We start from the raw sequence: 26,835 nt of genomic DNA, 5'->3' as shown, positions 1-26,835 counted from the left end.
AAGAAGAACCGGGCTTGGCAGCTCAGCTTTCATTCATCTCCGCAAACGCACCACCGCTTTCGGCAAGCCTTCGCAGCAAGGCCGGAACCTGCCAGTAGGTACTGTCTTCCTGCGCATAGGTTTCGATCCGCCGCACCAGCTCCGCCGCGCCGATCTGGTCGGCCGTGTGCATGGGCCCTCCGCGGAAACGCGGGAAGCCATAGCCGAACAGGAACACCGCGTCGATATCGACGGGCCGCAGTGCGATGCCTTCTTCCAGAACGCGGGTGGCTTCGAGGATCATCGCCGTCACGAACCTGCTCACGATTTCGTCCGGTGAAAACGCGCGCGGAGAAACACCCGCCTTCGTGCGTTCCGCGTCGATGATCGCAAGTGCTGCCGGGTTCGCGCGCGTACCGTCCGCATCGTAGATGTAAAACCCTTGCCCGGTCTTGCGGCCGAACCAGCCCTTTTCGCAGATCTCGTCGGCAATCGGAATGTAGCGCTCTTCTGCCGGACGCGTTGCCGCGCGGCGCTTGTTCGCTGCCCAGCTGATGTCGAGTCCGGCGAGATCGGCAACCTGATATGGCCCCATGGCAAAGCCGAATCCGGTGATAGCCTTGTCGATCTCCTCCGGTGAGGCACCGTCCATCATCATGTAGTCGGCAGCCTTCTTGTAAAAGGTCATGATGCGGTTGCCGATAAAGCCGTCGCAGACACCGGAACGTACCGCGATCTTCTTGAGCTTTTTCGCGAGGGCAAATCCGGTTGCGACCGCATCGGGCCTTGTTTTTCCGGCAACGACGATTTCCATGAGCCGCATGATATGAGCAGGCGAAAAGAAATGAAGTCCGACGACGTCTTCCGGCCTGCTAGTCACGGCCGCGATCTGGTCGATATCAAGATAGGACGTGTTGGACGCAAGGACCGCTCCGGGTTTTGCGACCTTGTCCAGCGTCTCGAAAATTTCCCGTTTCACACCCATGTCTTCGAACACGGCTTCGATGATGATGTCGGCATCTGAAAGCGCACCGAGATCCATTGCCGTCGACAGCATTTCGGATTGGATATTGTCTCTGGCGTCGGCGCTCAGTTTGCCACGCTTGACGGCTCCCTCGAGATTCGAACCGATTGTCGATTTACCGCGATCAAGACCGGCCTGGTCCCGCTCCGTCATCGTTACGGCAAAACCGGAGAGCAGGCATGCGGTCGCGATGCCCGAACCCATCGTGCCGCCGCCGATGACGCCGATTTTCGCAATTGCACGCGGTGGTGCGCTCGCTTCGGGGATCTTTGCGACCGCCCGCTCGGCGAAGAACGCGTGAACAAGACCCGCGCGCTGCGGGCTCTCCATGCATTCGTTGAAAAGACGGCGTTCTTCCTTCAAGCCTTCGTCGCGCGCAAGGGGGCTGGCTTCAACAGCGTCGACACACTTGTGCGGCGAGAACAGGAGAGGCTGGGTCTTTGCAAGCTTTTCCCGCATTGCCGTCAACGCGGTCGGATCGGTGTCAACGTCGAGATCGTATGTCCGCCGGGTTGCTTGCTGGCCGCTGAGAACGTCCTGGCCAACCCTCAGCGCAACGTCCCGGGGGGAGCCCTCCTCGATCCGGTCGACAAGCCCTCTTTCGATTGCCTGGTCAGCGGATATCGGCTTGCCGCTTGTGATGAGGTCAAGCGAAGCGCGCATGCCGGCAAGACGGGGGGCGCGCTGCGTGCCACCGGCACCCGGCAGGATGCCAAGGGTAACCTCCGGCAGGCCGATCCTGGTACCGGGAAGGGCAACGCGCACATGGCTGGCAAGCGCAACTTCCAAACCGCCACCGAGCGTCGTGCCGTGCAGGACACAGACGATCGGCGTTTTGCAATCCTCGATGAAATTGCACAGGTCCGGCAGCCAGGGGTCCTGCGGCGGTTTGCCGAACTCCCGGATATCTGCCCCGGCTATGAACGTGCGTCCCTCGCCATAAAGCACGATAACCCGCACGTCCGCATCGTTTGCGAGCGTTTCAACGGCCTGCCATATTCCGGAGCGTACAGCGTGCGAAGCGGCATTCACGGGCGGATTGTTCAAGATGACGAGCGCCATGGGACCCTGCCGTTCAATCGACACGACGTCGTTGATACCGGTCGTGCCGGTCTGTGATCCTGACTGCATGATTTCCTCCAGAAGCCGCTCGGAAGGAGCGTTGTTGCGACGGAATGTTCATTTCCGCCGCGGGCTTGTCAAGCTGACGAAAGGGCAAAGGCAGGAGCTGCCAAAAAGGTCCTCTGGTTCAATCCTTGGGGGCGGCCTTGGGCGTGAACGCGCAGCGGTCCGGCTTGAGATCTAGGAGGGGTGTGCCGTCAAGGCAGTCCAACCCGCGGACAATCAGATTGGATCCTTCCACCCTGAGAAGTTTGGCCCCAACGGTTCCAATCGGGTTCGGCCGGACGGGCGAACGCAGAGCGAATGTTCCAAATGTCTTGTCGCTGTGACCCGGATTCTGCACGACAAGATCCCGGCGGGAGCGGTCGAGCCAGTAGAGAACTTCGATCTGGTCGTACTTCTCAATGCCACTCAAGGCGGGAACCCATGGCTCGAATACCTCGATCCGGCATTCCGGCCCGTCCTGTTTTCCCTGGCGCGGACAGTCTTTCCTGTCAGTCCAGGGCGTATGAATGCGGCCGATGAAATAAAGGTGCGCATCGTCCGGTTTGCTCACCGGGACCATGACTTCATGTGGTCGAATGTCACTCACGTCTTTCGTCCTGTTTTGGCTCAGGCAGATACCCAGCGAACCGATCCGATTGCCGACAGATCGTAGCCACCAAGACTGTCTGCTTTTTCCCGAAAGCTTGTTGTTCCAGCAAAGTCGAGCAGCCTTTGAAACGGATCGGTGAAATAGGATTTGCGATCGATCAGGATGTCATAGCTTTCACTCACGAGCGGCAGGAAAGCGAGGTTGAACTGCTTTGCCATGGCCTTAATCCCAAGCGATACGTCCGCTTCTCCCGCGGCAACGGCTGCAGCGGCATCGCTTTCGGTGTGCGCGTGCTCTTTGCTTGCATCCAGGTCGCCTTCTGCAAGCCCAGCCTCATCGAGCAATCTAGCAAACAGCAATGCGGCGCCCGCGCCCGGCTGGCGAAGTGCAACGCGGCGCCCTTTCAAATCCGAAACAGTTGTCACCGCGGCTGCGGCATCGGCCGAAAGCAAAAGGCCGCGTTTGCGAACCGCCCAGTTGATCAATACGCAATTCGTCAGACCGGCATCACTGACTGTTGCAACGTTCCAGCCCTTTTCTTCCGGCAGATGCAGGCCCGCCGCCAGCGCGGCCCCTGCCTGAAATTGTGTCAGTCCGTCCCGGCTGCCGTTGCAAAGCGTCGCCAGTCCGCAACCGGACGCGCGAATTGCCCAGTCAAGAAGGGGATCGTGGGATCCGCTGAAGACATTGGGCCTGTCCGCCGCGACCGGTGCGTCCGTGCCGTCGATCCAGGACCGGATCGCCTGTGCAGGAAAAAGCAGTTTTCCGGTGATGCGCCGGTGTGGAATTTCGTCCGCAGCGGCAAGGTCATATACCTTGCGTTCCTTGACGCGCAAGAGATCCGCAACTTCCTTTGTTGTCAGGAAAAGAGGGTCATTTTTCTCATGTTCTGGCAACGTGTGTCCCATTGTTGAAGACGCGGAACGCGCGGCTGGAGTGTCGCCACAAATGTCGGTTCTGCCAAAGCGTGTGATCCCATGTGGCGCATCTTCCGAAGATCCGTCAAGATATGCCGCAAATGCGGATGACCGGATGACAATGCATCCACGTAATACTTTCTTACTATAAGCTAAAAATCATGAATTGTGTTTTCGTGGGCCACGACCCGGAATGAAGATATTCCTTCCGCTTAATCGACTTGTTTGAGTGGATTTTTCTCAAGTCTTCTGCAATGCAAAATATTAAGTCGGGCCGTGAATAAAAAATATCCATTTTTTTTCACAAGCCCCTTTCATTGATGCATCTTTTTTGTTTTGCTACGCGCGATGGTGTCGGCAATTACCCGGCAGGAGGCGCGTGCCGTCTGGGAATTTGCTTGTGCTGTCCATAATAACAATAGAACCGGATTTGGGGACAATATGGCGAATATAAGGGGCGCTGCTGTTAAGTATGACAGCGTTCAAAAGAGCTATGACGGGGAAAGCCTTGTCGTAAAGAACCTCAACCTCGATATTCCGCCCGGTGAATTTCTGACAATGCTGGGACCTTCCGGGTCCGGCAAGACAACCTGCCTGATGATGCTTGCAGGGTTCGAGCCTGCAACGCACGGCGAGATCTATCTCAACGATCGCCCGATCAACAATGTTCCGCCGCACAAGCGCGGGATTGGCATGGTGTTTCAGAACTACGCCCTGTTCCCGCACATGTCGGTTGCCGAAAATCTCGCATTCCCTTTGCAGGTCCGCAATGTCAGCAAGGCCGAGCAGGCGGAGAAAGTACAGCGCGCCCTGGACATGGTCGAACTGGGCGCATTCGGCAATCGCCGCCCTGCTCAGCTCTCCGGCGGTCAGCAACAGCGTGTTGCCGTGGCGCGGGCACTGGTGTTCGACCCGGAACTCGTCCTGATGGACGAGCCGCTCGGCGCTCTCGACAAGCAATTGCGCGAGCAGATGCAGTATGAAATCAAGCACATCCACGAAAACCTGGGCGTGACGGTCGTCTACGTGACCCACGACCAGACCGAAGCGCTCACAATGTCCGACCGCGTTGCCGTGTTCAACGACGGCGTCATTCAGCAGCTCTCGACACCGGATGATCTCTACGAAGATCCTCAGAATTCTTTCGTGGCGCAGTTTATCGGCGAGAACAACAAGTTGAGCGGCAAGGTCGTTGGCATCGACGGCGAGGAATGCCTGGTCGAACTTGACGACGGCACGCAGCTGAAAGCCGACAAGGTCAATGTTTCCGCAGTGGGTGACAGGACGACTTTGTCGCTTCGCCCGGAACGCGTCGAGTTCGACACGAACGACTCCATGGACAATCTGGTCAATGGCAGGATCGAGGAACTGATCTATTTAGGAGACCATATCCGCGTTCGAATGAACGTGGCTGGCAATGACGAGTTTATCGTCAAAGTTCGCAACCGGGGAGAGCGGCGTAAGCTGCATGTCGGTGAAACCGTCCAGGTCGGATGGGCATTTAACGACTGCAAGGCGCTCGACGCAGTTGCCTAAATTCGCGAGGCGGATGCCGCAGTCCGCCCGTGACAACGACGGAAAAAATCCGTTCAATCCTAAAAGAGGGAGCTAGCTCAAATGAAGCTCAAAACATTAATTCTGGCGGGAACAGCTCTGGCGTTTACCGGTAGCTCGGCACTTGCCACTGATCTCACGCTCGTCTCCTGGGGCGGCGCCTATCAGTCGTCCCAGAAGAACGCTTACACCGATCCTTACACGGCCGAAAATCCCGGCATTACCGTGATCTGGGACGAATCTTCCGCTGAAGCCGTTGCCAAGCTGCGTGCCATGAACGAAGCAGGCAACGTGACCTGGGATCTCGTGGATGTGGTTGCGTCCGACGCAATCCGCCTCTGTGACGAAGGTCTTGCAATGGAGATCGACGCCGACGTTGATCTCGCAGCAGCACCAGACGGAACTCCGGCCTCCGAAGATTTCGGCGATCTACTGGTGTCCGAGTGCTTCATTCCGCAGATCGTATATTCTACCACCTTCGGCTATCGTTCAGACATTGACGAGTGGGGCGGCAAGGAGCCGACCGAGATCTGCGACGTGTTCGATCTGGAAACGTTCCCGGGCAAGCGGTCCCTGGAAAAGCGCCCGATCAACAACATGGAGTGGGCTCTCCTGTGTGACGGTGTGCCGAAAGAGGAAGTCTACAACGTGCTGGAGACCGAAGAAGGTCAGGACCAGGCGTTCAAGAAACTGGACACCATCAAGGACAACGTAGTCTGGTGGTCCGCCGGTGCCGAAACACCGCAGCTTCTTGCCGACAAGGAAGTCGTGATCGGCTCCACCTACAACGGCCGTCTCTTTGCTCTGATCGAAGAGCAGAAACAGCCGGTGAAGATGCTCTGGGACGCGCAGGTCTTCGACCTTGACGGTTGGATCATCCCGACCGGTCTGCCGGAAGACCGCCTGGCGGAGGTAAAGAAACTCGTCAAATACGCGACAGACACACAGCGTCTGGCCGATCAGGCGAAATACATCTCCTATGGCCCGGCTCGCAAGTCTTCCGCGCCGCTCGTCGGTCAACACGCATCGCTGGGTATCGACATGGCGCCGCACATGCCGACCGATCCGAACAACGCGAAAAACACCTTCCTCTATAACTACGAGTGGTGGGCGGACTATCGCGACGACATCGACGCCAAGTTCCAGGCCTGGCTCGCACAGTAAGCCGCATGGCTTCGGTCCGGGCGGAACTCTCCGCCCGGATCACCCTTGTTGATACCCGGAAGACTGTTTCATGAGCGATACCACCGACGGTCAGGTTCTGACGACACAGGACGGAAAACCGCTGAAAGCCGCGCTCAGGCGCGCCTTGCGCCGCGAAAAGCTTCGCGCCTTCCTGCTGATCGCGCCTTTGTTGATTTTCGTGCTGGTCACCTTTGTCGCCCCGATTGTCGATATGCTGTTTCGCTCAGTCGAAAATGGCATCGTCGCCGACACGCTTCCAAACACGGTTATCGAACTCAGCAAATGGGACCCTGCTTCCGGCGAAGTGCCGGACGAAGTGGTCTTCGCCGCGCTCTATAACGACATGGTCGTTGCCGTTGACCAAAAGACGCACACCCGTCTGGGTTCCCGTCTGAACTACGAGCAGAGCGGGATTTCCAGCCTGTTCCGCAAGACCGGCCGCCGCATCAAGCGTATGGACGAGGACGGGCCGTTCAAGGATCAGTTCATTGGTGCAGACAAGAAATGGGGCGATGTTGCGACCTGGCAGGTTCTGCAACAGTTTTCGCCGCGGTACACCGACGGCTATTTCCTGAACGCCTTTGATGCCAAACGTGGTCCGGACGGCATCGAAATGAAGCCCGATGACCAGCAGATCTACATGTTCCTGTTCGGGCGGACGCTGTTTCTGTCAATCGTGATTACGCTCTCGTGTCTGCTGCTGGGATATCCGATTGCTTTTCTGCTTGCCGCTTTGCCGCTGCGAACGTCGAACCTTCTGATGATCCTTGTCCTTTTGCCGTTTTGGACATCATTGTTGGTCCGCACATCCGCCTGGAAGGTGCTCTTGCAACAACAGGGCGTGATCAACGACTTCCTGGTCTGGACCAGACTGATCGACGATGCGGGTCGTCTCGTGATGATCAACAACCAGACAGGCACGATCATCGCCATGACGCACATTCTCCTGCCCTTCATGATCCTGCCGCTCTATTCGGTGATGAAAACCATATCACCCAGCTACGTCCGCGCGGCCAAGAGCCTTGGCGCGAATGACTGGACCGCTTTCTGGCGAGTCTATTTCCCGCAATCGGTTCCGGGGATCGGGGCCGGTGCCGTCCTCGTCTTCATCCTGTCGATCGGTTACTACATCACGCCGGAGCTGGTCGGCGGCACGTCCGGTATCTTCATTTCCAACCGGATTGCCTACCACATCTCGTCGTCGCTCAACTGGGGTCTGGCGGCATCGCTGGGAACCCTGCTTCTGGTCGCTGTACTCGTTCTCTTCGTCGTCTACGACAAGATCGTCGGCATCGACAACGTGAAGCTCGGATAGGAGGACGACATGAGCGCACTACCACCCTATGCGTCCCCCCTTCAAAGAACGTGGTTCTACACGTTCCGGGTGATCTGCGGACTGATCTTCTTCTTCCTGATTTTCCCGATCCTGGTGATCCTGCCGCTGAGCTTCAACGCTCAGGACTTCTTCACCTTCACGAAAGAAATGCTGTCGCTCGACCCTGCGGGCTATTCCTTCAAGCATTACGACGACTTCTTCACCAACCCGGACTGGCAGCAGGCGCTCGTCAACTCTGTGCTTATCGCACCGGTCGCAACGCTTCTGGCAACGACTTTCGGAACGATTGCTGCCGTCGGCCTTTCCCAATCCCACGTGCCTTATAAACCTGCGATTATGGCGATCCTGATCTCGCCGATGATCGTTCCGTTGATCATTTCAGCGGCGGGCATGTATTTCTTCTACTCACGCATCGGTCTGCAGGGCACCTATTGGGGTGTGGTTCTGGCGCATTCGGCGCTCGGCACGCCTTTCGTGATCATCACGGTGACCGCAACGCTGGTCGGTTTTGACCGCTCACTGGTTCGTGCATCCGCAAGTCTCGGAGCCAACCCGGTCACCACATTCTTCAAGGTTCAGATGCCGCTGATCATCCCGGGTGTAGTCTCCGGCGCTCTGTTTGCCTTCATCACTTCGTTCGACGAAGTGGTCGTCGTGCTGTTCCTCGGGTCCGCAGGGCAGAAAACGTTGCCCTGGCAGATGTTTACCGGCTTGCGCGAACAGATCTCGCCGACCATTCTCGCTGTGGCGTCGCTGATGGTCGCCATTTCGATCGCACTGCTCACGGTTCTTGAATTCTTGCGGCGGCGCTCTGAAAGGCTTAGAGGTTTGACACCGGGCTGATTTCAGCCCAGCTGCTCACGGAGTGTGCCGGTGGCGGAACGCCAGTCGCCGGGCGGAGGCTGAAGCCTCCCGGTAGCAAGACAATTGAGGTTTTGGGCCTGGCGGGCCGGTTTCTTTCAAAGGAAACCGGCCCGTTTTGCGTTTAGGGCTCGCAGTTGGCAATCGATTGGAAACAGGATCGCACCGGGAAAGGAGAGCACCCATGAGCGACGACATGATCCGCATCTACGAGATGAACAATGGCGAAAAGTCTTTTTCGCCTTTCTCACCTGAAGAAATGGACCGGAGGCAGAACCGCTTGCGCGAATTGATGGCAGCGCGTGACATCGACGCGTGTCTTATGACCTCCTACCATAATATCTGTTATTACTCCGGCTTTCTGTACTGCTATTTCGGCCGGAAGTACGGACTGGTGGTCACACAGGACAAGGCGACGACCGTTGCTGCCGGTATCGACGGTGGACAGCCCTGGCGCCGGACACATGGTGATACGGTGATCTATACGGACTGGCGCAGGGACAATTATTTCCACGCCATCCAGACGCTGCTCGGCTGGCCCAATCCTTCGGTCAAGCGCATCGGTATCGAATTCGACCATGTCTCGCTGGATCTGCTGAAGTTGCTTGAAGCCGCATTCCCGGGTGTGGAGTTCGTTGATGTGGCTGCCGATGCCATGACCCAGCGGACGATCAAGAGCGCTGAAGAACACGTTCTGATCCGCGAGGGCGCGCGCATCTGCGATGTCGGTGGTGCGGCTGTCGCCGACGCGGTCGCGGCCGGTGTCACGGAACACGAAGTGGCCATCGCGTCGACGAATGCCATGATCCGGGAAATCGCAAAGTCCTTTCCGTTTGTCGAACTGATGGACACCTGGACATGGTTCCAGTCGGGCATCAATACAGATGGTGCGCACAATCCGGTCACCAACAAGGTGGTCGAGCCGGGCGATATTCTCAGCCTCAACTGCTTCCCGATGATCTTCGGCTACTACACGGCGCTTGAACGCACGCTCTTCTGCGAACACGTTTCGGACGAGCACCTGCGCCTTTGGGAAATCAACTGCCATGTCCATCGGGAAGGGTTGAAACTGATCAAGCCGGGTGCCCGCTGTTGCGACATTGCGATTGAGCTCAATGACATTTACCGCAGTCATGATCTTCTGAAATACCGCAGTTTCGGTTACGGCCACTCCTTCGGCGTTCTCAGCCACTACTATGGCCGCGAAGCGTCTGTGGAACTGCGTGAGGATGTTGAAACGGTGCTGCAGCCTGGCATGGTCGTTTCCATGGAGCCCATGATCATGCTGCCCGATGGCGTTCCGGGCGCGGGCGGTTACCGTGAACATGACATCCTGATCGTGACCGAGGATGGTGCGGAAAACATCACCGGCTTCCCGTTTGGACCTGAGCACAACATCATCCCGGCGCGTTAGGGCGAGATCCGGACCTCCCCGGTGGCGACCCGCGCCGGGGAGACCGCCGCCCGGACAGCAGCCATATCGTCAGTGATGCAATCGCTCAGGAACCCTGTGTCTCCAGAGTTTCCTGAATGACCTGGTTGATGTCGGCGGCGACTTCGGGAAGCGTTTCGACCCAGTGACCGAAGCGCTTGGTCTTGAGAACCCTTATGCTCGGATACCACGTCGACCGACCGTCAACGTTGTGCCAGTACCAGGGGTGTGCCGGGTCTAGCAGGACAATGCCCGGTTTCCCGAGACTGCCGGCGATATGAATCGGGATGCTGTCAGGGCCGATGACAAGATCACACGCATCGAGAAGCGCTGTAAGGTCGTGCAGATCTCTAAAGTGGGCGCCCGCGTCTATGATCTGCTCTTCGTCCTTCAGTTGCTCACGCGCCGAACCCCAGGCAGAGCTTACGAGGCTGCAGCCGGTAAACTGAAACAGGTGCCGGAAGTCCTGAAGCAGCATGCCTGGCCGCGACGAGTGCCAGCACATGGCCACACGCGGACCGCCGATTTCGGCGAGCGAACGCTGCCAGGTGACTTTTCGATCCGGAAGAACCTTTGCGTAGGGCTCGGGAAACAGGTTTTGCGCATCAACCACACCCGGCAGTCCCAGAACAAGCGGCAAGGGCAGGAAACGCGCTTCTTCCGGCAGATCGGTGTCCGCGTTCTCCGCTGCAAGGTCGCCCGAAAGATAATTGAATGAGCCGAAAACATCCGCCAGCTGCCGTGACGTTGACGGGCCGACAATCTTCAACGGTTCACTTCGCATGCCTGCCTGCGGCAGAAACCGCATGAGAGGAACCAGCTCAAGATTTGATTGACCGGGCGGAATGACGATAACCAGATCTCCCGACGCAAGATCGATGTCTTCGGTTTTTTCGGAAGAAGGTTCATCTTCCAGCCCGAAAGTTTCGCTGACACGTTCCGGATGTCCGCTCGCAAGGAAACACTCCCGCGCGATTGCCGCCAATTTCGGGGCCTTGTCCGGCGGAAGTTTTGCGAGCTGGGCGAGGATCGGCTTGAGCACCTCGAGAGATTTTTCAGGGTAACCTGCCATCCTGTAGGCCTGCGCCAGGTGCAGACTTGCATCCAGGCGATCCTGGGCACGCTGGATAACCGGTGTGAATTCGCGCAAACCAGTCATTGTCTCGCCCCGCCTGATCATGATTTCAACGTAGATCAGCCAGGCGGGCAAAAGCTCCGGAAATCGGACGGTCGCGCGCTTGGCCACCCTGAGCGCTTCGGTGGCCTGTCCGGTTTCGAGCAAAGATTTCGCAAGAGACAGCGCATAAAGCGGATTTGTCGGATCCTTAAAGTGCGCGCTTTCAAGGTAGCCAAGCGCCTTTTCATGGTCGCCAAGCCTAGACAGACAGTGGCCCATCGCAGCCTCGATTTCCTCGCTTTTGGACGTTTTCGCCAAACTGTCTTGGGCAAGATCAAGGGCATGCCGGAAGTCGCCCAATTCCGTGAGGAGCATAACCGACATCGCGGCTGCGCTTGGATTTTCCGGATGCGCCCTGCACAGTGTGTGGAGTGCGGGTTCTGCCTCGCGTAACTTTCCGTCCTGAAGCAGCATGTTAATGCGCAAAAGGCTGGCATCGATGTGCAGTTCGTCGAGGCTCAAGGCCTGATTGGCAAATTCGAGAGCCTTTTCCTTGCTGCCTCGCAGCAGGGCCACCTTTGCCGCAAGAGCCAGAAGATCGGCTTCGACCTGGCCACGCGAGAGCGCCGACGTGAGCAACCGCTCTGCCGTATCGAGGTCGCCCTCCGCCATTTTGAGCGCCGCGAGGCCGGTCGTCGCGGCAAGATTGTGTGGTGCCGCGTCCAGAATGCCCTCGAAAATCAGCGCCGCGTTCTCATGCCGGCGTTCCTCAAGGTGCCCCCTGGCAGCCTCGAGGCGTTCTTCAATTGTCAACATTGACTTAGATCCGGCAAATACTTCGATCCAGAGGGTGAATGCGGTGATGTCAGCTGACGCTGACCCTTTCTGCTTCAATCCTGACGTCGTTCTTTGCAGTCATCAAAGTGACGTCGCTCCGGTGCGAGGCAACGTCCTCTACCTTTTGGATCAGCGAACCTGCATCATGGGTGTCGACGCCTTTGACCTTGGTTGTACGGGTCTGGACCGTCGTGGTCATCGTTCCGGCGGATGTCATCTTGTCGCTGACGCTTTCGATCATCCTTGCAGCGTTCAAGATGAACTTCTGCGCTGTCTGCGATGCGGTCTCAACGATGGTATTCAGCCGGCGTGCGGAAATGGCAATGACGGGCGACTGCACAACGACCTGCGCCTTGCCGTGAAGCTTCAGATTTGCGGCGGTGACTTCGACATCGTCTGCACCGGGAACCGAAATCTGGGCAGGGTATTCCGCCGAGCGCTCCAGGACGGAAAGGATATGCGCATTGCCGCCGGCAATGAAGAGCGCCACGGTGTCGCCGATCGCAGGCGAAAGAAGGCACCCGGCGGCGCGGATTGCCTCGATTTGCTCTATATCTTCGGTGCCAACGAGCATGATGCTGTCCGTCACCAGGGCCTTTACAACACCGGTAGCCAGTGCGTTCTCGGCCGCCACACCGCCCGTCTCGTCTGAAACCCGAGCGCTGGACGGTTTGTTTTGCTGCATTGTCATGATGTCTGTTTCCAATCTCGGAGGTCACGGGCGACGGGGCCAGGCATTTGAATTCAGGTTTTGACCTCAACGGTTGAAACAAGTTGCGCCATGACATCCTGCTTCTTGGCGACCACGGATGAATCGCCGACTTCGACGCCTTTTTTCTTTATGTCTGCGGTGTGCATCGCAAGGCAAACTTCTTCCTTGACGGCTTTGGCGCCGGTTATCATTGCCTTGACGGGAACTGTTTCGATCTTGTTCCAGGCGGACTCGAACTTGCCTTTTTTGATTTCGAATTTGAACTCAACAAGATCGAGTTTGATGAGGCCAAGCTCGCACTTGAGACCATAGAGGTAAAACTTCGACAGGACAGAAATCGCCAGGTGCAGAGCGAGGTCGAGACTGAACTTGACCGCCAGCTGTATCGTCATGGCACCGCCGAAAAATGTGGTCAGCTTGCCACCCATATGATGACTTTCAACGCGGCCCCAGACGATCTTGAACAGGTTGGTTTCGTAGAACTCTTCCTTGGGCGATGTGTAGTAATCGTAAGTCCGCCCGCCGTGTTTCTTGGTGGCCTGCTCGGTAACTTCCTTGAACTCGTTTGTGGCTGTTATGTGGATGTCACCGGTGCTCGCGCCAGCATTCAGGACGATATCCTGGTTCGTTCCGGAAATGATGTCGATCTGTCCGGAATTGCTCTCGATATGGATATTGCCTTCGCTGTTGATGTAGGTTTTTTCGCTGGATCTCAGCAGAACGCGGCCGTCGCAGGCCAGCAGGATGCCGTGTTCGCCGTTGTCTCCCGCTGCGCCCTCGATCGCTGCTGTGCCACCACCGGAATCGGTTATGTATTGGGACGGATAGACGGCTGCCTGATCGGTATCTGTTGTCAGCGTTTCTTCGAAATTGGAATAGGATCCAAGGCGAAAGACCGTTCCCACGTCTTCCGCAGCGTTTCCGGTCGAGGCTTTGGGAACATAGAGATAAAGGTACTGCTGGGTTGCACCGACACGTCCGACTGTTGAAGCCATAATCCTTTTTCCTGTCTTAGCGGCCCCTCAGGCCAGGCTGATCACTTTGATTTGCGACGGCACAAGAGTTGTGCCCACGGAATTCGGCGTCATTCCGTTTTGCATCGTGGGATCGAGCAGAGAACGTGTTGCGGGCATTGGGCCGACCATCAGTTTTGTCGAGCCCTTCATGTTACGGCTGCTGGAACAGACCATTCCGGAGGCGACACCCGGGCCAGGGCCGCTGATGGTGACAGGGGCGTTGTTGGTCATGTTGTGCGACGGCATGCACATAACGAGAAACTTGAAAGCTGTTGGAATTTCGCTTGCGCGCATGCCTATGCTTACCAGCGGAACGGGAACAGGCCCGACGGGAGTTGTCTGTAGATAGACATCCGGCGCGGCGAAATCCATGCCCGGCAAAGGACCTTGAGAATTCAGAAAACACATCGTTCGGTTCCTTATGTCATTCTTCTATCTGCTCCGCGAAGCGTGTTGCTTTGTTAGTCACTGAGCATCTCCATCTTCGGCCGGTAAAGTTCGGCCACCAGACGCTGACCATCTGTGTCGATTGTATTTCCGGTTGTTCCCAGCATCAGGCTCTTCTTGTTTTTGATGCCGTGCATCTTGGTGTTGAAGAAACTCGCTGCCGAAAGGTTCGCTCCGTTGAGGTTTGCGTGAGACATTTCAGCCTGTTTCATGTCGCAGCGCTCAAAAAGAACCGCGCGGCAATCCGCCTCCAGAAAGACTGCTGAAAAGAGCTGCGACCCACTGAGGTTAGCGCCTGCCAAAGACGCGTTGGCAAAGTTTGCCATGTTGAGATTGCTGCCGGAAAGGTCAACGCCGTCGAGCTTCGATTTGGTGAAGCACGTGGTTTCTGCCGAAACGGCCTTCAGATTGGCTCCCTGGAATGAACAGTCGTTGAAGACCGACCCGTCTATCTTCGCTTCGCTGAGATCGGTACCTTCGAACTTGGCCTTGTTGAAGGTGCAGTGTTGCCAGGTCTGCCCGGACAGGATCTTGCCCGACAGATCCGCATCCGAAAACATCGCTATGTTTACATGCGCGCCGGTCAAATCGACGGTGCGTAAATCCGCTTTTGTCACAAAGAAGTTTTCAAGCTCGGCATCGCTAAAAGATGCATGGCCGATATCAGATTCAAGGCTGCCCAACCTGCTTGCGACACACCGTGAAAAATCAACGGTTGTCAGATCGCACTTGGCAAAGACCGTATCGGCAAGGCCCGCATTCCTGAAGACTGCATCGCGGACATTGCTATCCGCTGCCTGCAGTCCGACAACAGTCGTGCCTTCGAAGTTGGCGTTGCTCAGGTCGGTTGCCGCGAGAACTAGGCCATCAAGCTTTGCGTCGGTAAACCGGCTATTGCGCAAGTCGCATTGAGCAAACTGCGTACCGCTGAGATCAGCTCTGGTGAAATCGCAATTGGTGAAATGACAGTCGACTGCCATCAGACCGGAAAGATCCAGTCCTTCAAAGGATGCCGCATCGATAGATCTGGACAAAATCGGCTGCTCGTGCCGCTGGTAGTCAAGGATTTCCTCAACGGTGATCGGAATCTGGGTCAGCAGATCATCCATGGCGTGCTTGCCCCATTAGCGTCAGGCCCAGATTCGCATCGGTCAGATCGGCACTTGCGATCAGCGCATCCCTCAGGTTGGCGGCATAAAGGTTTGAAGCGCGGAAGCTGCAGCGCCTGAGATCGCATTTGTCCAGCGAAGCCGCGTAAAGGCTGGCGCCGAAGAAATCCGAATACTTGAGGTCCGATCCGCCAAAGAGTGTCGTGTTCAGTAGCGACACCCGGAAATCGCAGGAGGTCAGGTCGCACTGATGGAAGTAACATGACGTGCACGCGGATCCGACAAAGCAACTCTCGGCAAGCGTCAGGCCATTGAAAAACGTATTGAAAGCCCTGAGTTTGATAAACGTGCTGCCTTTGAGGGACGAAGCGCCTACGACCGCCGAGTTATCCAGCTGGGACTGATTGAAATTGGCTCCCGACAAATCAGAATCGGCGAGGATCAAACGATCCAGATCGGCATGTGTGGCCTGAAGAGCAGTCAGACTTGTTTGAATGGAAATAAACCCGTTGATCTTTGCATCATTCAGGCAAAGTCGAGGTCCGGATGACTGCAGGATGGTGACGTTTTTAAGATTGGCGGAACCGAGGTTCATGCCGTCAAGCTGACAGGTAATGAATTGAACATTCTGCAGGGAAGCACCAGACGCATCGGCGTTTTCCAGGCTTGATTCAAGAATATCGAGTTCGGCGAGAGTCGCGCCGGTCAGCTTTGTACGCGCAAGCGATGCGTGACTTAGGTTTGCGGAAGTCAGGTCGGCTCCGGAAAGATCAGCATCGTCCAATATCGCGCCTGAGAAAACAGCATTGGTCAGGTTGCAGCCGCTGAAATTCGCGCCCGTGAGATCAGCCTTTTCAAAGAGCGTTCCGGAAAGATCCTGCCCTGCGAAGTCGACTTTCTTCAGAACCGCACCTGCAAGGTCGGCTCCCTTGAAGTCATGGCCTTTTTGAATTTGTTCGACAACAAAGGCGCCAAGTCTTTCCGGAACGCCGGGCGCAAGATCCTCAATTGGAAATATCGGCTCGGGCGACAGTCGTCTCGCTTCCGGGAGCTCCTCTTCCAGCCTCTGTTCGGCAGCGTCCAGCGCTTGCCGGCCCTTGTCGAGTTGATGGTTGGCTTTCTCCTTGGGCGAAAGGCCTGAAATGTCGTCATCGAGGGGTGGTACGAGCTTCTCTTCCCCAAACGCGATGATATCAGCGATCGGGTCGGTGCTAGCGTCAGAAACGATGTGGCCCGCAATCTCGCGCAGGCGGTCCTTTGAGCCGTCGATCCTTTCACCGATTGCATCCGTAGCCTTTGCATCTGCGTCTTTGGAGGGGAGAAGCGCGTCAGAGCTAAGTTTCAGAGACGCAACGTCCTGCAAATCGGGCAAATCAGGAACATCGATTTTCAACCCGCCGAAGTCGCTCAGCTGTTCGGTGAGCGCTTCGTCCACTCCGTCGACCTGGTCAAGGAAGGACAGGTCGACGGAATCCAGTCCGGACCGGGCGTCGGCGATCAGCGAGCCCTCAGGCAATTTCAGGGCCCGCGCTTTGGCTTTGGCGAAACTGTCTTCAGTGTCCGGAGCCGCGAATCCGATTTCTCCATCGAGGATTTCTAGCGCTCGGTCAATCCGGCCCTGCTGCTCGGCATCAGGCGAGTGACCGTATCTTGCGATATCCTCTGCGAGCGCATTTCGCGTGCCGGACATGGCGGGCACGATCCCCTCAAGACCTTCCAGGAGATCTTTGGGCAGTTCTATGTCCGGATATGCGTTGACGACTTCATCGGAAGCCATGGGCCTCTGGACCGTTTCCGGGGCAAGGGAACTTGGCAAAGCCTCTACGAGTTTGCGCCTTTGCAGCTCGGCGGTCGCGAGCTCGCGGTTCATGCGCTCTTCGACCGCACGGCGTGCTTCTTCGGCCTGTTCTATGAGCTCGGCGACATCGAAATCGCCATTGGTAATGTCTTCCTTCGTCGGCGTTCCGACCAGCGGGATATCGTCCATCGAGGTCAGATCGGGCGGTGGCACGACATCAGGTGACAAGCCCGCGTTTTCAACGGCCTTGCGTGTTCCCCAGTCCGCGTTCTGAAGGAATTTGATCCTGTCGGCCTGGGCACGCTCCAGCATGGCCTTTCGTTTTTCAGACAGTTCATCCGGGTTCCTGTCCGGTAACAGTTGGAAATCGGAAAGCAGGTGCAGATGCGCGATCTCCGGATCGGTTCGCTTTCGAAAGACTTCGGCGTAATATTCGCGGGGCCTTTCCACATCGTTCTTGCTCTCAACGGCGAGCATTATGTGGGTGATGTCGTCGCCTGTGCTGTCCTCGCTCCGGATCAAACCGCGAAAGGCGAGCGTTGCCTTTCGCACATTCGGAAAAAAGGTAACCGTGTCGCAGACCATCTTCGCTTCGCGCAGCTCACCGGTCTTGGCCATCTTATAAAAACATCGGCCGCGCAGGTCCGGTAGCTGACCCTGGAGCGTGGTTTCACCGCGCGTCATTCCCGTGATCGAGAACGGTTCGCCTCCTGAAAAATACGTTTCGATCTGCTGGTCATCTGGCGCGTCGCAATGAAATTTCGGATTGAAGTCTTCCGGTTTCAGAGGAGCGCGGCATTTCATCCAGTGCTGATCGTAGGTGCCTGCAAGTTTCATCCTCGCTTTGCTGTCAGGTGGAAGCGGGCCAAAATTGGCTGGTGCAGGTGCCTCGTCGATCGATCGGATGGGGGCATTGGCAAGTTCGACATTCGGCAGCGGCGCGTCGAAGCCCGAATCAAGAAGTTGTCGCGCCATATCTCCCTTGCCCTTCGGATTGAGCTGGTGCTTCGGACCACCGAAGGACGTTTGATCGCCGATTGGCATCTTAAGGAAAGGGGCAGGGCGCGACATTTCGATGCCACGGTCGGTCAGCATCCAGTAACGGTCTCCAAAAACCGCTAAAGACTTTGCAATCCCGGCGCAATGAATGCTCACACGCACGGCTTCTACAGGATCGTCCGTTGGAGAAAGCGCACTCCCGGCAACCATCACTTCGCCATGGGGCTTGAGCTGCCCTTTGTCGAAAATCGCCCCTTTTGGCAGTTGCTCTGTGACCATTGGCCAGAGCGCTTGCTCGGTTAAGAGCCGGTGCGGGCTTTCAAGGTCACAGAGCAGGAACATTGTGACGGTGGAGAGCGCCCCGTTTTCGATTGCTTCGATATTCATGGAGAGCGATGCGCGACTTGATTTGATGATCGAAGGCACTCAGCTCACTCCAACGCAAGGCGACAACACGAATAACAGCGAATGGATCCTTTGCAGGAAAGGCACATCCGGATGGAGAACATCGCGACGGCAAGGCACCGTCGTTGCTAAGTCGAATTCACATCGGGGATGATAAAGATTTATGACGAAACGCGATTTTGTGCTGAATTTCGCGTTCGAGACCCAATTTGACCGTTAACAATACGGACTCAGTTACGGGTTGCGGTCACAGCTTCCACATCGTGATGACCTGGTGGAATACCAGGTTGCATGTCGTTTTGGGTCGGGGACCCTGCTCAACCTGCGCAGGAATGAAAATTCAGCCACCGATTGGTTCTGCTTATTCATTCATTTGTAAAGGTTGCGTTGGAAAGTAACCGGAACAAGGAATAAGATCAGTTGCACGAAATGCTCAAGGCTCGAGGTAATCGGGCCGACGGTTCGCCAAAACCTGAAAAGACGCGAAATGCCGAGACTCGTCCCATATGCCATCGTCGTCGGGTTGTTTTTGGTGGCTTTGATGCTGATACAGTTCCGCGACCGGTCTTATCTCTTTGACGCCGCGCGTGACGCCAGTCCGCCTCCGCCTGTCTCCAGGGTCATATTACCGCCCACTCAGGATCCGCAGGGACAGCTTCTGTTCGTGAGCGGTGATCGTGTTGCCTTCAGGACGGAACCGGATCTACAGGCCAACGTGATCGAGCGGTTCAACAAGGGCCGGGAGGTCCGGCAGAACGAAATCAACGGTGATTGGGTGTTTGTGCGCGATACGGATACGGGCCGCCGAGGCTGGATCTCGGGGCGCTATTTGAGTCCAACGAAACCGACCGTTACCACCGTATCGAACTGAACTCAACACCCGGAAGGAACGGAGATCCTGCATGTCGTCATCGCAATCCATGAACCCGGCAGTTGCCAGTTTGGCCAGGACCTGCGAAGCGATTGCCAACGGCCGGTTCGACGACGTCGAAGAGCTCTATGACGTTATAACGGATGATGCGGTCGATTCAGACATCCGTGCCCTGGCTGAAACCTTTTCCGGTATGGTGGTACAGGTGGAGGCCCGGGAGTTTCATTCCAGTCAGTTGATTGCGGAGCTGACGGAGACCAAACGTCAACTCGAGATGGCTGAAGCAAAGCTCCGCAAGGAAAACGCCGAACTTAAAACCCGCCTCGACAAATTCGAAGTCAGCTACGACGAAGAAGAGGCGGAAAAGGAAATTCAAGAGGTCAGTGATTCAGATTATTTTCGCTCATTGCAGTCCCGCGCAAAGGACCTCAGATCCCGTTACAAATCCTGACTGCTGACCAACCGAGCCTGATTGCGGCAGGAGCCGCCTACCTGGAAAAGTGATTTGACCAAGATTATCTCCACTCACTCCTATCGCGGCGGAACGGGTAAATCCAACGTCACCGCAAATCTTGCAGCTTCACTCGCTCTGAGGGGGCACCGCGTGGGGATCGTGGATACGGATATTCAGTCACCCGGCATCCATGCGCTGTTCAAGGTCGACCTGAATTCTGTCAAACAAACGCTCAACAATTTTCTTTGGGGTCACTGCGCCATTACCGATGCGGCACTGGACGTCACGGCAAATGTCGTTGACGCACAGGGACAGCCGCAGGTGCCGGACGGTGGGCACGTGTATTTGGTGCCTTCATCCATCAAGACCGGTGAGATAGCCCGTATCTTGAAAGAAAAATACGATGTTGAGGACCTGAACCGGGGCTTCATAGAACTTTGCCAGGGTCTGGAGCTTGATTATCTGCTGATCGACACCCATCCGGGCGTGAACGAGGAAACGCTGCTCTCGATTGCGATTTCCGACACGTTGCTCCTGATCTTGCGCCCGGACATTCAGGACTATCAGGGAACCGCGGTAACCCTGGAGTTGGCGCGGAAACTCGAAGTGCCGCAGCTTTTCCTGGTCGTCAACAAGGCGCTTGAAACATTCGATTTCAACGACCTGTCTCAGCGGATTTTCTCAAACTACCGCACGCCGGTGGCGGCCGTGTTGCCGCTTTCAACCGACCTGATACAGATCGGCAGCACCGGACTGATCCGCACGCTGCAGCAGGAACACGCCTTCACCCGTGCCATTGAATCAATTGTCGATGCGATTGAATAGAGCAGCTTGACCCGGAAGCCGGCATCCAGCCGGACAGGCTCATTCCGTCGCGCCGTCTTCGAATAGGCCGGCGAGGAAACTGTCGACATCCGCAAGGCGCCGCTGCCGGTCGAATTCCAGTGCGCTCTTCAGTGTTTCCCATGCCTGCGTATCGAGGCCTTCGATAGGTTCGGGGTTGATACCCGCGCGCGCGACTTCATCGATTGGTCTTGAATCGAAAGGATGCCGACCGGCAAGGATCTGAAACGCAACGCAACCAAGGGCGAATACATCGTCGCGAGGGTCGCGGGGCGCGCGTTCGAACTGCTCCGGACTGGCATAGGTGACGGTAAGACTGTCCTGAATGGGGTGATCCGCACTTGCGCTGGCAGCCGCTGCGAGGCCGAAATCCAGCAATTTGATCGTCCCGTCCTGCAACAGGAAGATGTTCCCTGGTTTCAGGTCGGAATGAACGACGCCTCGGCTGTGAGCGTAGCTCAGACCAGCACATGTTCCCCTTAGGATGCGGGCGCATTCCGCGGGCGACAGCGGCAAACCCATCGCCTGTCCGAGCCTGCGGTCAAGGGCAACACCGTCCAGAAGCTCCATAACGATGAAGACATCCGCTTTGTCGCGGTCGAAATCATAGACCGTAGTGATATTCGGATGTGCAAGAGCCTGGGATTTGCGGGCCTCCGCCTCAAGCAACCGCAGTGCCTCGGAATCGTTCTGAAAACTCTCGTTCAACAACTTGACGGCGACATAGGGCTGATTGTGGCCGGCCTCGAGGCGGCGCCTGTCGACAGCCGAATAAACGTAGCCCATGCCGCCTCGCCCGATCTCCGTATCGAGAATGAATCGGTCTCGCAGGATTGACCCGACGCCCGCACGCTTGATTTGCGGGGACGACAACTTGTTCAGGTCGAGGCTTTCTGTCCGGACTCCGCTTGAGGCACGCCGGGCATCGGAGCGAAATCTTGCACTCTTGAAATCGGTCAGAAACTTGTCGAGCTTGCCTGCGTCCGCTTGTCCGCTCTGGGCTTGCTCCGATGAACCGCGCGTGTTCCGGAAGTCGGTATAGTCGGAGACGAGCGACGACAGGATCGCATCGTCGACCTTGTCGCGCATGTCCTCGCCCGACGCTGCCGGCGCCTGCGTGAGGAAGGGAAGGGGCGGAAGCTTTTCCTGAGGCGGCGTTGCCTGGGGCGCTGCAAATGGTTGCATGCCCCCGCCACCGGTACCGGTGGCGCTACCTTCACGCCATTCGGGTGTTACACCGTGCGGCAGGGTGGGTTCGTCAAACATGTCCTCAGCATCTGGAGGAGGCAAAGTGGAATTACGGTCCTCCAGAAGATCCTGCTCTTCAGGGATCGTTGCGGGAGCAGCAGGGCTTCCGGCCGGCGCTGCAGGCAGTTGGCTGAGAAGAATCGCGCCAAGGTCGCGCGGAAGACGACCTTCTTCGACAAGCGACGCTATCGCCTGATGCGCGTTCTGCAAATCTTCTGTTGATCGGGTTGCCAGCGCGCGCAATTGCTTGGACAGCTTCTCATAGGAAAGTCGGCCCGACACGAAATCGCTCATCAGACTGTGCAAGTTGATTGAACTGCCTGTCGACAAAAACCCGAGACCCTCTGTGATCGATGTCCCGATGGTTCAGTCGGCTCAGGCGCGTTCGAATCCATCCGGACGTGTGATGTTGTACCGGTTGAGTTTATCTATAATTGTCCGGCGGCTAACATTTAGTATGCGCGCTGCATTTGTTTTGTTCCAGTTCGCTTCGCGCATTTTCGCCTCGATCACCATGGCCTCGTACTGACCCACGATGGATTTCAGGTCGCCCTCCGGAATAAGCGTTGGAACGCGATTGTCGTGACTGTGCTGAACGCCCGCAAGTTCAGGCGGCAGATGGTCCAGTTCAATCGGATATCCGTCTTCAGCCATCAGGCGCGCCCTGTCCAGGATGTTCTTCAGCTCACGCACATTGCCCGGATAGCCCCAGCACAAAAGCGCTTCGAGAGCATCCGACGAAAGAACGGGGACTTGGGTTCCTGATTTGGCGGCTGCGGATCGAAGGAAATGGTCTATCAGCATCGGAATGTCCGAGGGCCGTTCACGCAGCGGAGGCAAGTTGATGGGAAAAACGTTAAGCCGGTAGAAGAGATCTTGCCGGAATTCGCCTGCTTCGATTTTCTCTTCCAGATTGATGTTCGTTGCGCCGACGATGCGCACGTCCACCTTTTCGGTCTTGGTGGATCCCACGCGCCGCACTTCGCCCTCCTGGAGGAGGCGGAGAACCTTTGCTTGAAGCGCAAGCGGCATATCGCCGATTTCGTCCAGAAAGAGGGTGCCATGGTTCGCTTCGTGTGCCAGCCCAAGCTTGGTCGTGTTTGCGCCTGTAAATGCGCCTTTGACATGGCCGAACAACTCGCTTTCCAGAAGGGCCTCCGGCAGCGCCGCACAGTTTTGCACGACAAATGGTTTGTCGGCCCGGTCGCTGGACATATGAATGAACGCCGCCATCATTTCCTTGCCGGTGCCGGTTTCACCACGCACCAGGATCGGCACGGTTGAGCGTGCAGCCTTGCCGACAAGCTTGATGGCATGTTCGATCGGAGGGCTCTCGCCGATCAGACCCTTTGGCCGCGAGGAATCAATGACAGGCTTCGGTTTCGCCTTGCGAACCTGTTTGGGCAATTCAGCAAGATGCCTGTCGAATTGCCGTTTTAGGCGCGTATTGTCTTCAAGCAGCCTTGCGGTCCACATGTAAAGTGCTGCTAGTCCGCAAAGGCTCTGGAGCTCCGTCAAAGTGTCGTCCGAGACGGCGTTGATCGCCTGATGGGAAGCGCCCGGGTTGATGATCTGCAGGATCCCGATGGTTCGGTTGGACTGGATCGTGAGAGGTAGGATAACCAGTGCCTGTGTTTTCAGACCGCCGTATTTGTCGTCTTCCCGGATGCGATCGAACTCATACCCGACCACCTTGTTGATGTCGCCGAGATTGAGTGTGGTTCCGGTTGAAACGACGAACGCTGCCGGTTCCTTCATGTTGGGCAGCTTGTCCTCGCCGTAAAGGATGACCTGCTTGCCGGTCGGCATCGCCTTGATATAGCCACGGTGCCGCGAGCAGGCCCGGTGCAGGGTCTGGCCAAAAGTGTCCAGAATGAAGATGGAGGCTTCCTCGGCGCTGGTCAGATTGAGAGCGGACTCAACAACTTTGTCCATAACCGCTTCGACCTTGACGCCCGATGTCATCGCGGACGAGAGTTCGATCAAGTCTCCCAGAATCATGATCTCAGGCACCGTCTTTCTTGGACAGGGTTCAAAAGATGGCCGCTCAACGATGCAGCCATCCGGGGATAGTCTCGGCGAATTGCTCAGGCGAGGGCGTAGCTGAAGGCTCCGCCGTCTCCCAAGGCGATTTCAACACGTGTGAAATCTGCGTCTTCCGCACCCATTTGCGTCAAAAGCTCGGTCGAGAGCTCCGGCAGAATGGTACGGTTGATGATGTGATCGATGTTGCGGGCGCCGGTTTCCACCTCCGTGCACCGGGCAGCGATCGATTCGACAACCTCGTCCGAATAGACCAGTTCGAGTTTCTGGTTTTCGCGCAGGCGCTTGCCGATCTTGTTCAGTTTCAGCCGGACGATCTTTTCGAGTGGTGCACCGATCAGCGGATAGAACGGAACGATCTGCATGCGGGCAAGAAGCGCGGGTTTGAAATGCGCGCTCAGGATAGGCCGGCAACCGGCGACGAGTTCATCTGCCGTCGGCTTGGTGGGGAGGCTCCCCATCTCTGTCAGTACGTCCGTTGCCAGATTACTGGTCAAGACGACGATCGTGTTCTTGAAGTCGATCAGCCTGCCTTCACCGTCAGACAGCACACCCTTGTCGAACACCTGGTAAAACAGGTTCATGACCTCAAGATCAGCTTTTTCGACCTCGTCCAGCAGGACCACAGAGTAGGGGCGTTGGCGTACTGCCTCGGTCAGAACGCCACCTTCGCCGTATCCGACATACCCCGGAGGTGATCCGACGAGTTTGGATACGGTGTGCTTTTCCTGAAACTCGGACATGTTGATCGAGATGAGAAAGCGCTCGCCGCCGAACAACTGATCGGCGATCGCAGTTGCAAGTTCGGTTTTACCGACACCTGACGGCCCGACGAACAGGAACACGCCCATCGGGGCGTCAGGGTTCTGAACACCGGCCTTGGCAGTACGAAGTGCCTGGTCGACGGCCTCGATCGCGTGGTCCTGGCCGATCACACGGCCTTTGAGTTTGTTGCCGAGCGAAAGGATGGATTCCGCGTCATCCTGCACCATGCGTCCGAGCGGAACGCCGGTCCAGTCGGAGATGACCTGTCCGACGGCCTCTTCTGTGACTTCAAATGAAATCAGGGGGTCACCCGCCTGAACCGATTTCAGATCGGCAGCGATTTTTGCGTAGTCTTCCGGTGTGATGTCCGGACCGTCACCGGCGACCTCATCGCCAGCGGTCGTGTCTTCGCTTTCAGTTTCTTCGCCTTCGCCGGTTTCACCGTCTCCTGCCGCTGCATCGGGGGCAACATCATCTTCCAGGCTCAATCCCAGCTGGTGCCGGATCTTGAGCAATTGTTCGACCAGCTCTTTCTCCCGCATCCACCGGTCGGTTAGCTCGTTGATCGAGGCTTCCGCATCCGCGACTTCCTGCTCGATTTCGCTCACTTCAAGATCATGAGACGCAAAGTCGGCCTGATGGTCGCGCTGCAGGGAATCGAGCTCGCGTTGCAATTCGCCGAGACGTTTTTCCTTGAGCTCGATGACAAACGGCTTGGAGGACAGGGACAGCTTGACCCGGGCACAGGCCGTGTCCAGTACGTCCACCGCCTTGTCTGGAAGCTGGCGTCCTGAAATATAGCGTGCCGCCAGCTTGGCAGCTGCAACAACGGCATCGTCGCGAATATAGACACCGTGATTCTTTTCATAGGCGCCGCGCAGGCCGCGCATGATCGTGATTGCCTGCTCCGGGCTCGGTTCATCCAGTTTGATGAGTTGGAACCGGCGCTCGAGTGCCGGGTCCTTTTCGATGTATTTCTTGTACTCGCTCCATGTCGTGGCAGCGATCGTGCGCAGCTCCCCGCGCGCAAGTGCCGGTTTGAGGAGGTTGGCTGCGTCAGCACCGCCTGCCGATCCGCCGGCACCGATCAGCATATGCGCTTCATCGATGAAAAGGATGATCGGCTTTGCCGACGATTTTACCTCGTCGATGATCCCCTTGAGACGGTTCTCGAACTCGCCTTTGACGCCGGCACCGGCCTGCAGCATTCCGAGATCCAGGCCGATCAGCTCAACGTTCTTGAGCATGTCGGGAACATCGTTTTCAGCAATTTTGCGGGCCAGACCCTCGACAACCGCCGTCTTGCCGACGCCGGGTTCACCGACGCAGATCGGATTGTTTTTCCGCCTGCGGCCGAGAACATCGATCATCTGCTGGATCTCACGGTCCCGGCAGAAGACCTGATCGATCTTGCCGTCTCGCGCGAGCTGCGTGAAGTTGGTGCAGAACCGCGCCAAGGCGCTGTCCGGGTCCATGCCGGGCGCAACGGAGCGATTGCCATCGGATTCGCCGCCCGAGGTCCTGGCAGTTAGACCCGCGGTCGTTTCTTCGGACTGATCGATGATGTCGCGGAAGTTTTTCTTCAGTTCCGCAAACGACATTGCATCCAGCGGGTCGAGCCACCGGTCGTCCCCGAAGCGATTGGGTTTGGCGAATATCGTTGCCAGGAGGCTGCCGGAGCGGACCTGATCGAGATCCAGCTCAACGGAGCTCACAAGCCAGGCGTCCGAAATCCACTCAATCAGAAGTGGAGAAAACGCGGGCCGGCCCTGATTGCCGCGCTTCATGCTTTCAAGCGTCGATTCCAGCGCTTTCTTGAATGGGGCCGGATCGATCTCAAAATACCGGCAGGCGCTCTGAAGGTCATGCTGGGCGCTGTCTGTAAAGACATGAAGCAGATGCTCGATCGTGACCTCGTAGTGGCCTCGCGTAACGGCAAGACCGGCTGCGGCTTCAAGCGAACGTCTGCAATATGTGTTTAGACGCCCGATTAGTCGGCGGAGATCTAGATCAAGCAAGAGCTGGCCCCATCCACTGGTTGTATGATGATAGTGCTTTTTAGTACAAATTCATGTCATTTGCACTATGAAGGCATAGTTCTCCGTGTCTCGTTAAAAAATTCTGTAAAACTAAAAAAAGAACCGTTCCGGCAGGCGGAACGGTCCA

20 protein-coding genes are annotated in these 26,835 nt (G+C 56.9%); 8 read left to right on the top strand and 12 right to left on the bottom strand.

What is annotated here, in order from left to right:
* Nucleotides 1-22: 22 nt before the first annotated feature.
* The 3 genes from Q0915_RS25350 to Q0915_RS25340 all read right to left on the bottom strand — a co-directional run bounded on the left by Q0915_RS25350 (nt 23) and on the right by Q0915_RS25340 (nt 3,616).
* Nucleotides 23-2,134 (bottom strand): 3-hydroxyacyl-CoA dehydrogenase NAD-binding domain-containing protein, encoded by a 2,112-nt coding sequence (locus Q0915_RS25350; protein WP_299483521.1) that lies wholly within the window; start codon nt 2,132-2,134, stop codon nt 23-25.
* Between the two features lie 118 nt (nt 2,135-2,252).
* A complete protein-coding gene (tsaA, locus tag Q0915_RS25345) occupies nt 2,253-2,690 on the bottom strand; it encodes a tRNA (N6-threonylcarbamoyladenosine(37)-N6)-methyltransferase TrmO (RefSeq protein WP_299483839.1) in 438 nt (145 codons plus the stop codon).
* 47 nt (nt 2,691-2,737) lie between these two features.
* Nucleotides 2,738-3,616 carry a helix-turn-helix transcriptional regulator gene (locus Q0915_RS25340; RefSeq protein WP_299483520.1) on the bottom strand — a complete coding sequence of 293 codons (879 nt, stop codon included), beginning with the start codon at nt 3,614-3,616 and terminating at the stop codon, nt 2,738-2,740.
* 462 nt (nt 3,617-4,078) lie between these two features.
* Here Q0915_RS25340 and Q0915_RS25335 point away from each other — a divergent pair, with 462 nt between their 5' ends.
* From Q0915_RS25335 to Q0915_RS25315, 5 genes are all read left to right on the top strand, one after another.
* Complete coding sequence (locus Q0915_RS25335; protein WP_299483519.1) at nt 4,079-5,173, top strand: ABC transporter ATP-binding protein; 1,095 nt, start codon at nt 4,079-4,081, stop codon at nt 5,171-5,173.
* An 81-nt stretch (nt 5,174-5,254) separates the two neighbouring features.
* Nucleotides 5,255-6,355, top strand: coding sequence for an extracellular solute-binding protein (locus Q0915_RS25330; RefSeq protein WP_299483518.1), 1,101 nt, complete (start codon nt 5,255-5,257; stop codon nt 6,353-6,355).
* Nucleotides 6,356-6,425: 70 nt separating this feature from the next.
* Entirely contained in the window at nt 6,426-7,691 is a 1,266-nt protein-coding gene (locus tag Q0915_RS25325; protein ID WP_299483517.1) for an ABC transporter permease, read from the top strand.
* A gap of 9 nt (nt 7,692-7,700) precedes the next feature.
* Complete coding sequence (locus tag Q0915_RS25320; protein WP_299483516.1) at nt 7,701-8,555, top strand: ABC transporter permease; 855 nt, start codon at nt 7,701-7,703, stop codon at nt 8,553-8,555.
* Nucleotides 8,556-8,757: 202 nt separating this feature from the next.
* On the top strand, nt 8,758-9,987 hold the full coding sequence (locus tag Q0915_RS25315; protein ID WP_299483515.1) for an aminopeptidase P family protein: 1,230 nt from the start codon (nt 8,758-8,760) through the stop codon (nt 9,985-9,987).
* 85 nt (nt 9,988-10,072) lie between these two features.
* Here Q0915_RS25315 and Q0915_RS25310 read toward each other — a convergent pair whose 3' ends face one another.
* Genes Q0915_RS25310 through Q0915_RS25285 form a run of 6 tightly spaced genes read right to left on the bottom strand, consistent with a single transcriptional unit; the run spans nt 10,073 to nt 18,466 of the window.
* Complete coding sequence (locus Q0915_RS25310) at nt 10,073-11,938, bottom strand: tetratricopeptide repeat protein (protein WP_299483514.1); 1,866 nt, start codon at nt 11,936-11,938, stop codon at nt 10,073-10,075.
* Nucleotides 11,939-11,987: 49 nt separating this feature from the next.
* A complete protein-coding gene (locus Q0915_RS25305; protein ID WP_299483513.1) occupies nt 11,988-12,650 on the bottom strand; it encodes a DUF3540 domain-containing protein in 663 nt (220 codons plus the stop codon).
* Between the two features lie 53 nt (nt 12,651-12,703).
* Nucleotides 12,704-13,666: a hypothetical protein gene (locus Q0915_RS25300; RefSeq protein WP_299483512.1), complete on the bottom strand. Its 963-nt coding sequence runs from the start codon at nt 13,664-13,666 to the stop codon at nt 12,704-12,706.
* Between the two features lie 27 nt (nt 13,667-13,693).
* A complete protein-coding gene (locus tag Q0915_RS25295) occupies nt 13,694-14,095 on the bottom strand; it encodes a PAAR-like domain-containing protein (protein WP_299483511.1) in 402 nt (133 codons plus the stop codon).
* Between the two features lie 53 nt (nt 14,096-14,148).
* Nucleotides 14,149-15,243 carry a pentapeptide repeat-containing protein gene (locus Q0915_RS25290; protein ID WP_299483509.1) on the bottom strand — a complete coding sequence of 365 codons (1,095 nt, stop codon included), beginning with the start codon at nt 15,241-15,243 and terminating at the stop codon, nt 14,149-14,151.
* Nucleotides 15,236-18,466: a DUF2169 domain-containing protein gene (locus Q0915_RS25285; RefSeq protein ID WP_299483507.1), complete on the bottom strand. Its 3,231-nt coding sequence runs from the start codon at nt 18,464-18,466 to the stop codon at nt 15,236-15,238. The genes Q0915_RS25290 and Q0915_RS25285 overlap by 8 nt, the downstream gene beginning before the upstream one ends.
* Before the next feature lie 466 nt (nt 18,467-18,932).
* On the opposite strand from Q0915_RS25285, the gene Q0915_RS25280 reads away from it, so the two are divergent.
* The 3 genes from Q0915_RS25280 to Q0915_RS25270 are packed head-to-tail and all read left to right on the top strand — an operon-like array spanning nt 18,933 to nt 20,595.
* The gene (locus tag Q0915_RS25280; RefSeq protein ID WP_299483505.1) at nt 18,933-19,316 is read left to right on the top strand and encodes an SH3 domain-containing protein; all 384 of its coding nucleotides are present in this window, start codon (nt 18,933-18,935) and stop codon (nt 19,314-19,316) included.
* 31 nt (nt 19,317-19,347) lie between these two features.
* Nucleotides 19,348-19,767 (top strand): hypothetical protein, encoded by a 420-nt coding sequence (locus tag Q0915_RS25275; RefSeq protein ID WP_299483503.1) that lies wholly within the window; start codon nt 19,348-19,350, stop codon nt 19,765-19,767.
* A gap of 54 nt (nt 19,768-19,821) precedes the next feature.
* Nucleotides 19,822-20,595, top strand: coding sequence for a MinD/ParA family protein (locus Q0915_RS25270; RefSeq protein ID WP_299483501.1), 774 nt, complete (start codon nt 19,822-19,824; stop codon nt 20,593-20,595).
* Nucleotides 20,596-20,634: 39 nt separating this feature from the next.
* On the opposite strand, the gene Q0915_RS25265 is transcribed toward Q0915_RS25270, so the two are convergent.
* The 3 genes from Q0915_RS25265 to tssH form a co-directional block, all read right to left on the bottom strand.
* Nucleotides 20,635-22,155 (bottom strand): serine/threonine-protein kinase, encoded by a 1,521-nt coding sequence (locus Q0915_RS25265; RefSeq protein ID WP_299483499.1) that lies wholly within the window; start codon nt 22,153-22,155, stop codon nt 20,635-20,637.
* 81 nt (nt 22,156-22,236) lie between these two features.
* Nucleotides 22,237-23,874, bottom strand: coding sequence for a sigma 54-interacting transcriptional regulator (locus tag Q0915_RS25260; RefSeq protein ID WP_299483497.1), 1,638 nt, complete (start codon nt 23,872-23,874; stop codon nt 22,237-22,239).
* A 74-nt stretch (nt 23,875-23,948) separates the two neighbouring features.
* Complete coding sequence (gene tssH, locus Q0915_RS25255; protein ID WP_299483495.1) at nt 23,949-26,687, bottom strand: type VI secretion system ATPase TssH; 2,739 nt, start codon at nt 26,685-26,687, stop codon at nt 23,949-23,951.
* Nucleotides 26,688-26,835: the final 148 nt, after the last annotated feature.

The organism is uncultured Roseibium sp. (assembly GCF_947494555.1).
Taxonomy (GTDB): domain Bacteria; phylum Pseudomonadota; class Alphaproteobacteria; order Rhizobiales; family Stappiaceae; genus Roseibium.
Note: the sequence above shows the minus strand (reverse complement) of the source record. Positions and strands in the feature narration are given on the sequence as shown.

Coding starts and splice junctions, on each gene's coding strand:
- Q0915_RS25320 (WP_299483516.1), top strand. CDS start 7,701: ATGAGCGCACTACCACCCTATGCGTCCCCCCTTCAAAGAACGTGGTTC.
- Q0915_RS25305 (WP_299483513.1), bottom strand. CDS start 12,650: ATGACAATGCAGCAAAACAAACCGTCCAGCGCTCGGGTTTCAGACGAG.
- Q0915_RS25280 (WP_299483505.1), top strand. CDS start 18,933: ATGCCGAGACTCGTCCCATATGCCATCGTCGTCGGGTTGTTTTTGGTG.
- Q0915_RS25330 (WP_299483518.1), top strand. CDS start 5,255: ATGAAGCTCAAAACATTAATTCTGGCGGGAACAGCTCTGGCGTTTACC.
- Q0915_RS25335 (WP_299483519.1), top strand. CDS start 4,079: ATGGCGAATATAAGGGGCGCTGCTGTTAAGTATGACAGCGTTCAAAAG.
- Q0915_RS25290 (WP_299483509.1), bottom strand. CDS start 15,243: ATGGATGATCTGCTGACCCAGATTCCGATCACCGTTGAGGAAATCCTT.
- tsaA (WP_299483839.1), bottom strand. CDS start 2,690: ATGGTCCCGGTGAGCAAACCGGACGATGCGCACCTTTATTTCATCGGC.
- Q0915_RS25315 (WP_299483515.1), top strand. CDS start 8,758: ATGAGCGACGACATGATCCGCATCTACGAGATGAACAATGGCGAAAAG.
- Q0915_RS25350 (WP_299483521.1), bottom strand. CDS start 2,134: ATGCAGTCAGGATCACAGACCGGCACGACCGGTATCAACGACGTCGTG.
- Q0915_RS25275 (WP_299483503.1), top strand. CDS start 19,348: ATGTCGTCATCGCAATCCATGAACCCGGCAGTTGCCAGTTTGGCCAGG.
- Q0915_RS25325 (WP_299483517.1), top strand. CDS start 6,426: ATGAGCGATACCACCGACGGTCAGGTTCTGACGACACAGGACGGAAAA.
- Q0915_RS25310 (WP_299483514.1), bottom strand. CDS start 11,938: ATGTTGACAATTGAAGAACGCCTCGAGGCTGCCAGGGGGCACCTTGAG.
- Q0915_RS25300 (WP_299483512.1), bottom strand. CDS start 13,666: ATGGCTTCAACAGTCGGACGTGTCGGTGCAACCCAGCAGTACCTTTAT.
- Q0915_RS25295 (WP_299483511.1), bottom strand. CDS start 14,095: ATGTGTTTTCTGAATTCTCAAGGTCCTTTGCCGGGCATGGATTTCGCC.
- Q0915_RS25265 (WP_299483499.1), bottom strand. CDS start 22,155: ATGAGCGATTTCGTGTCGGGCCGACTTTCCTATGAGAAGCTGTCCAAG.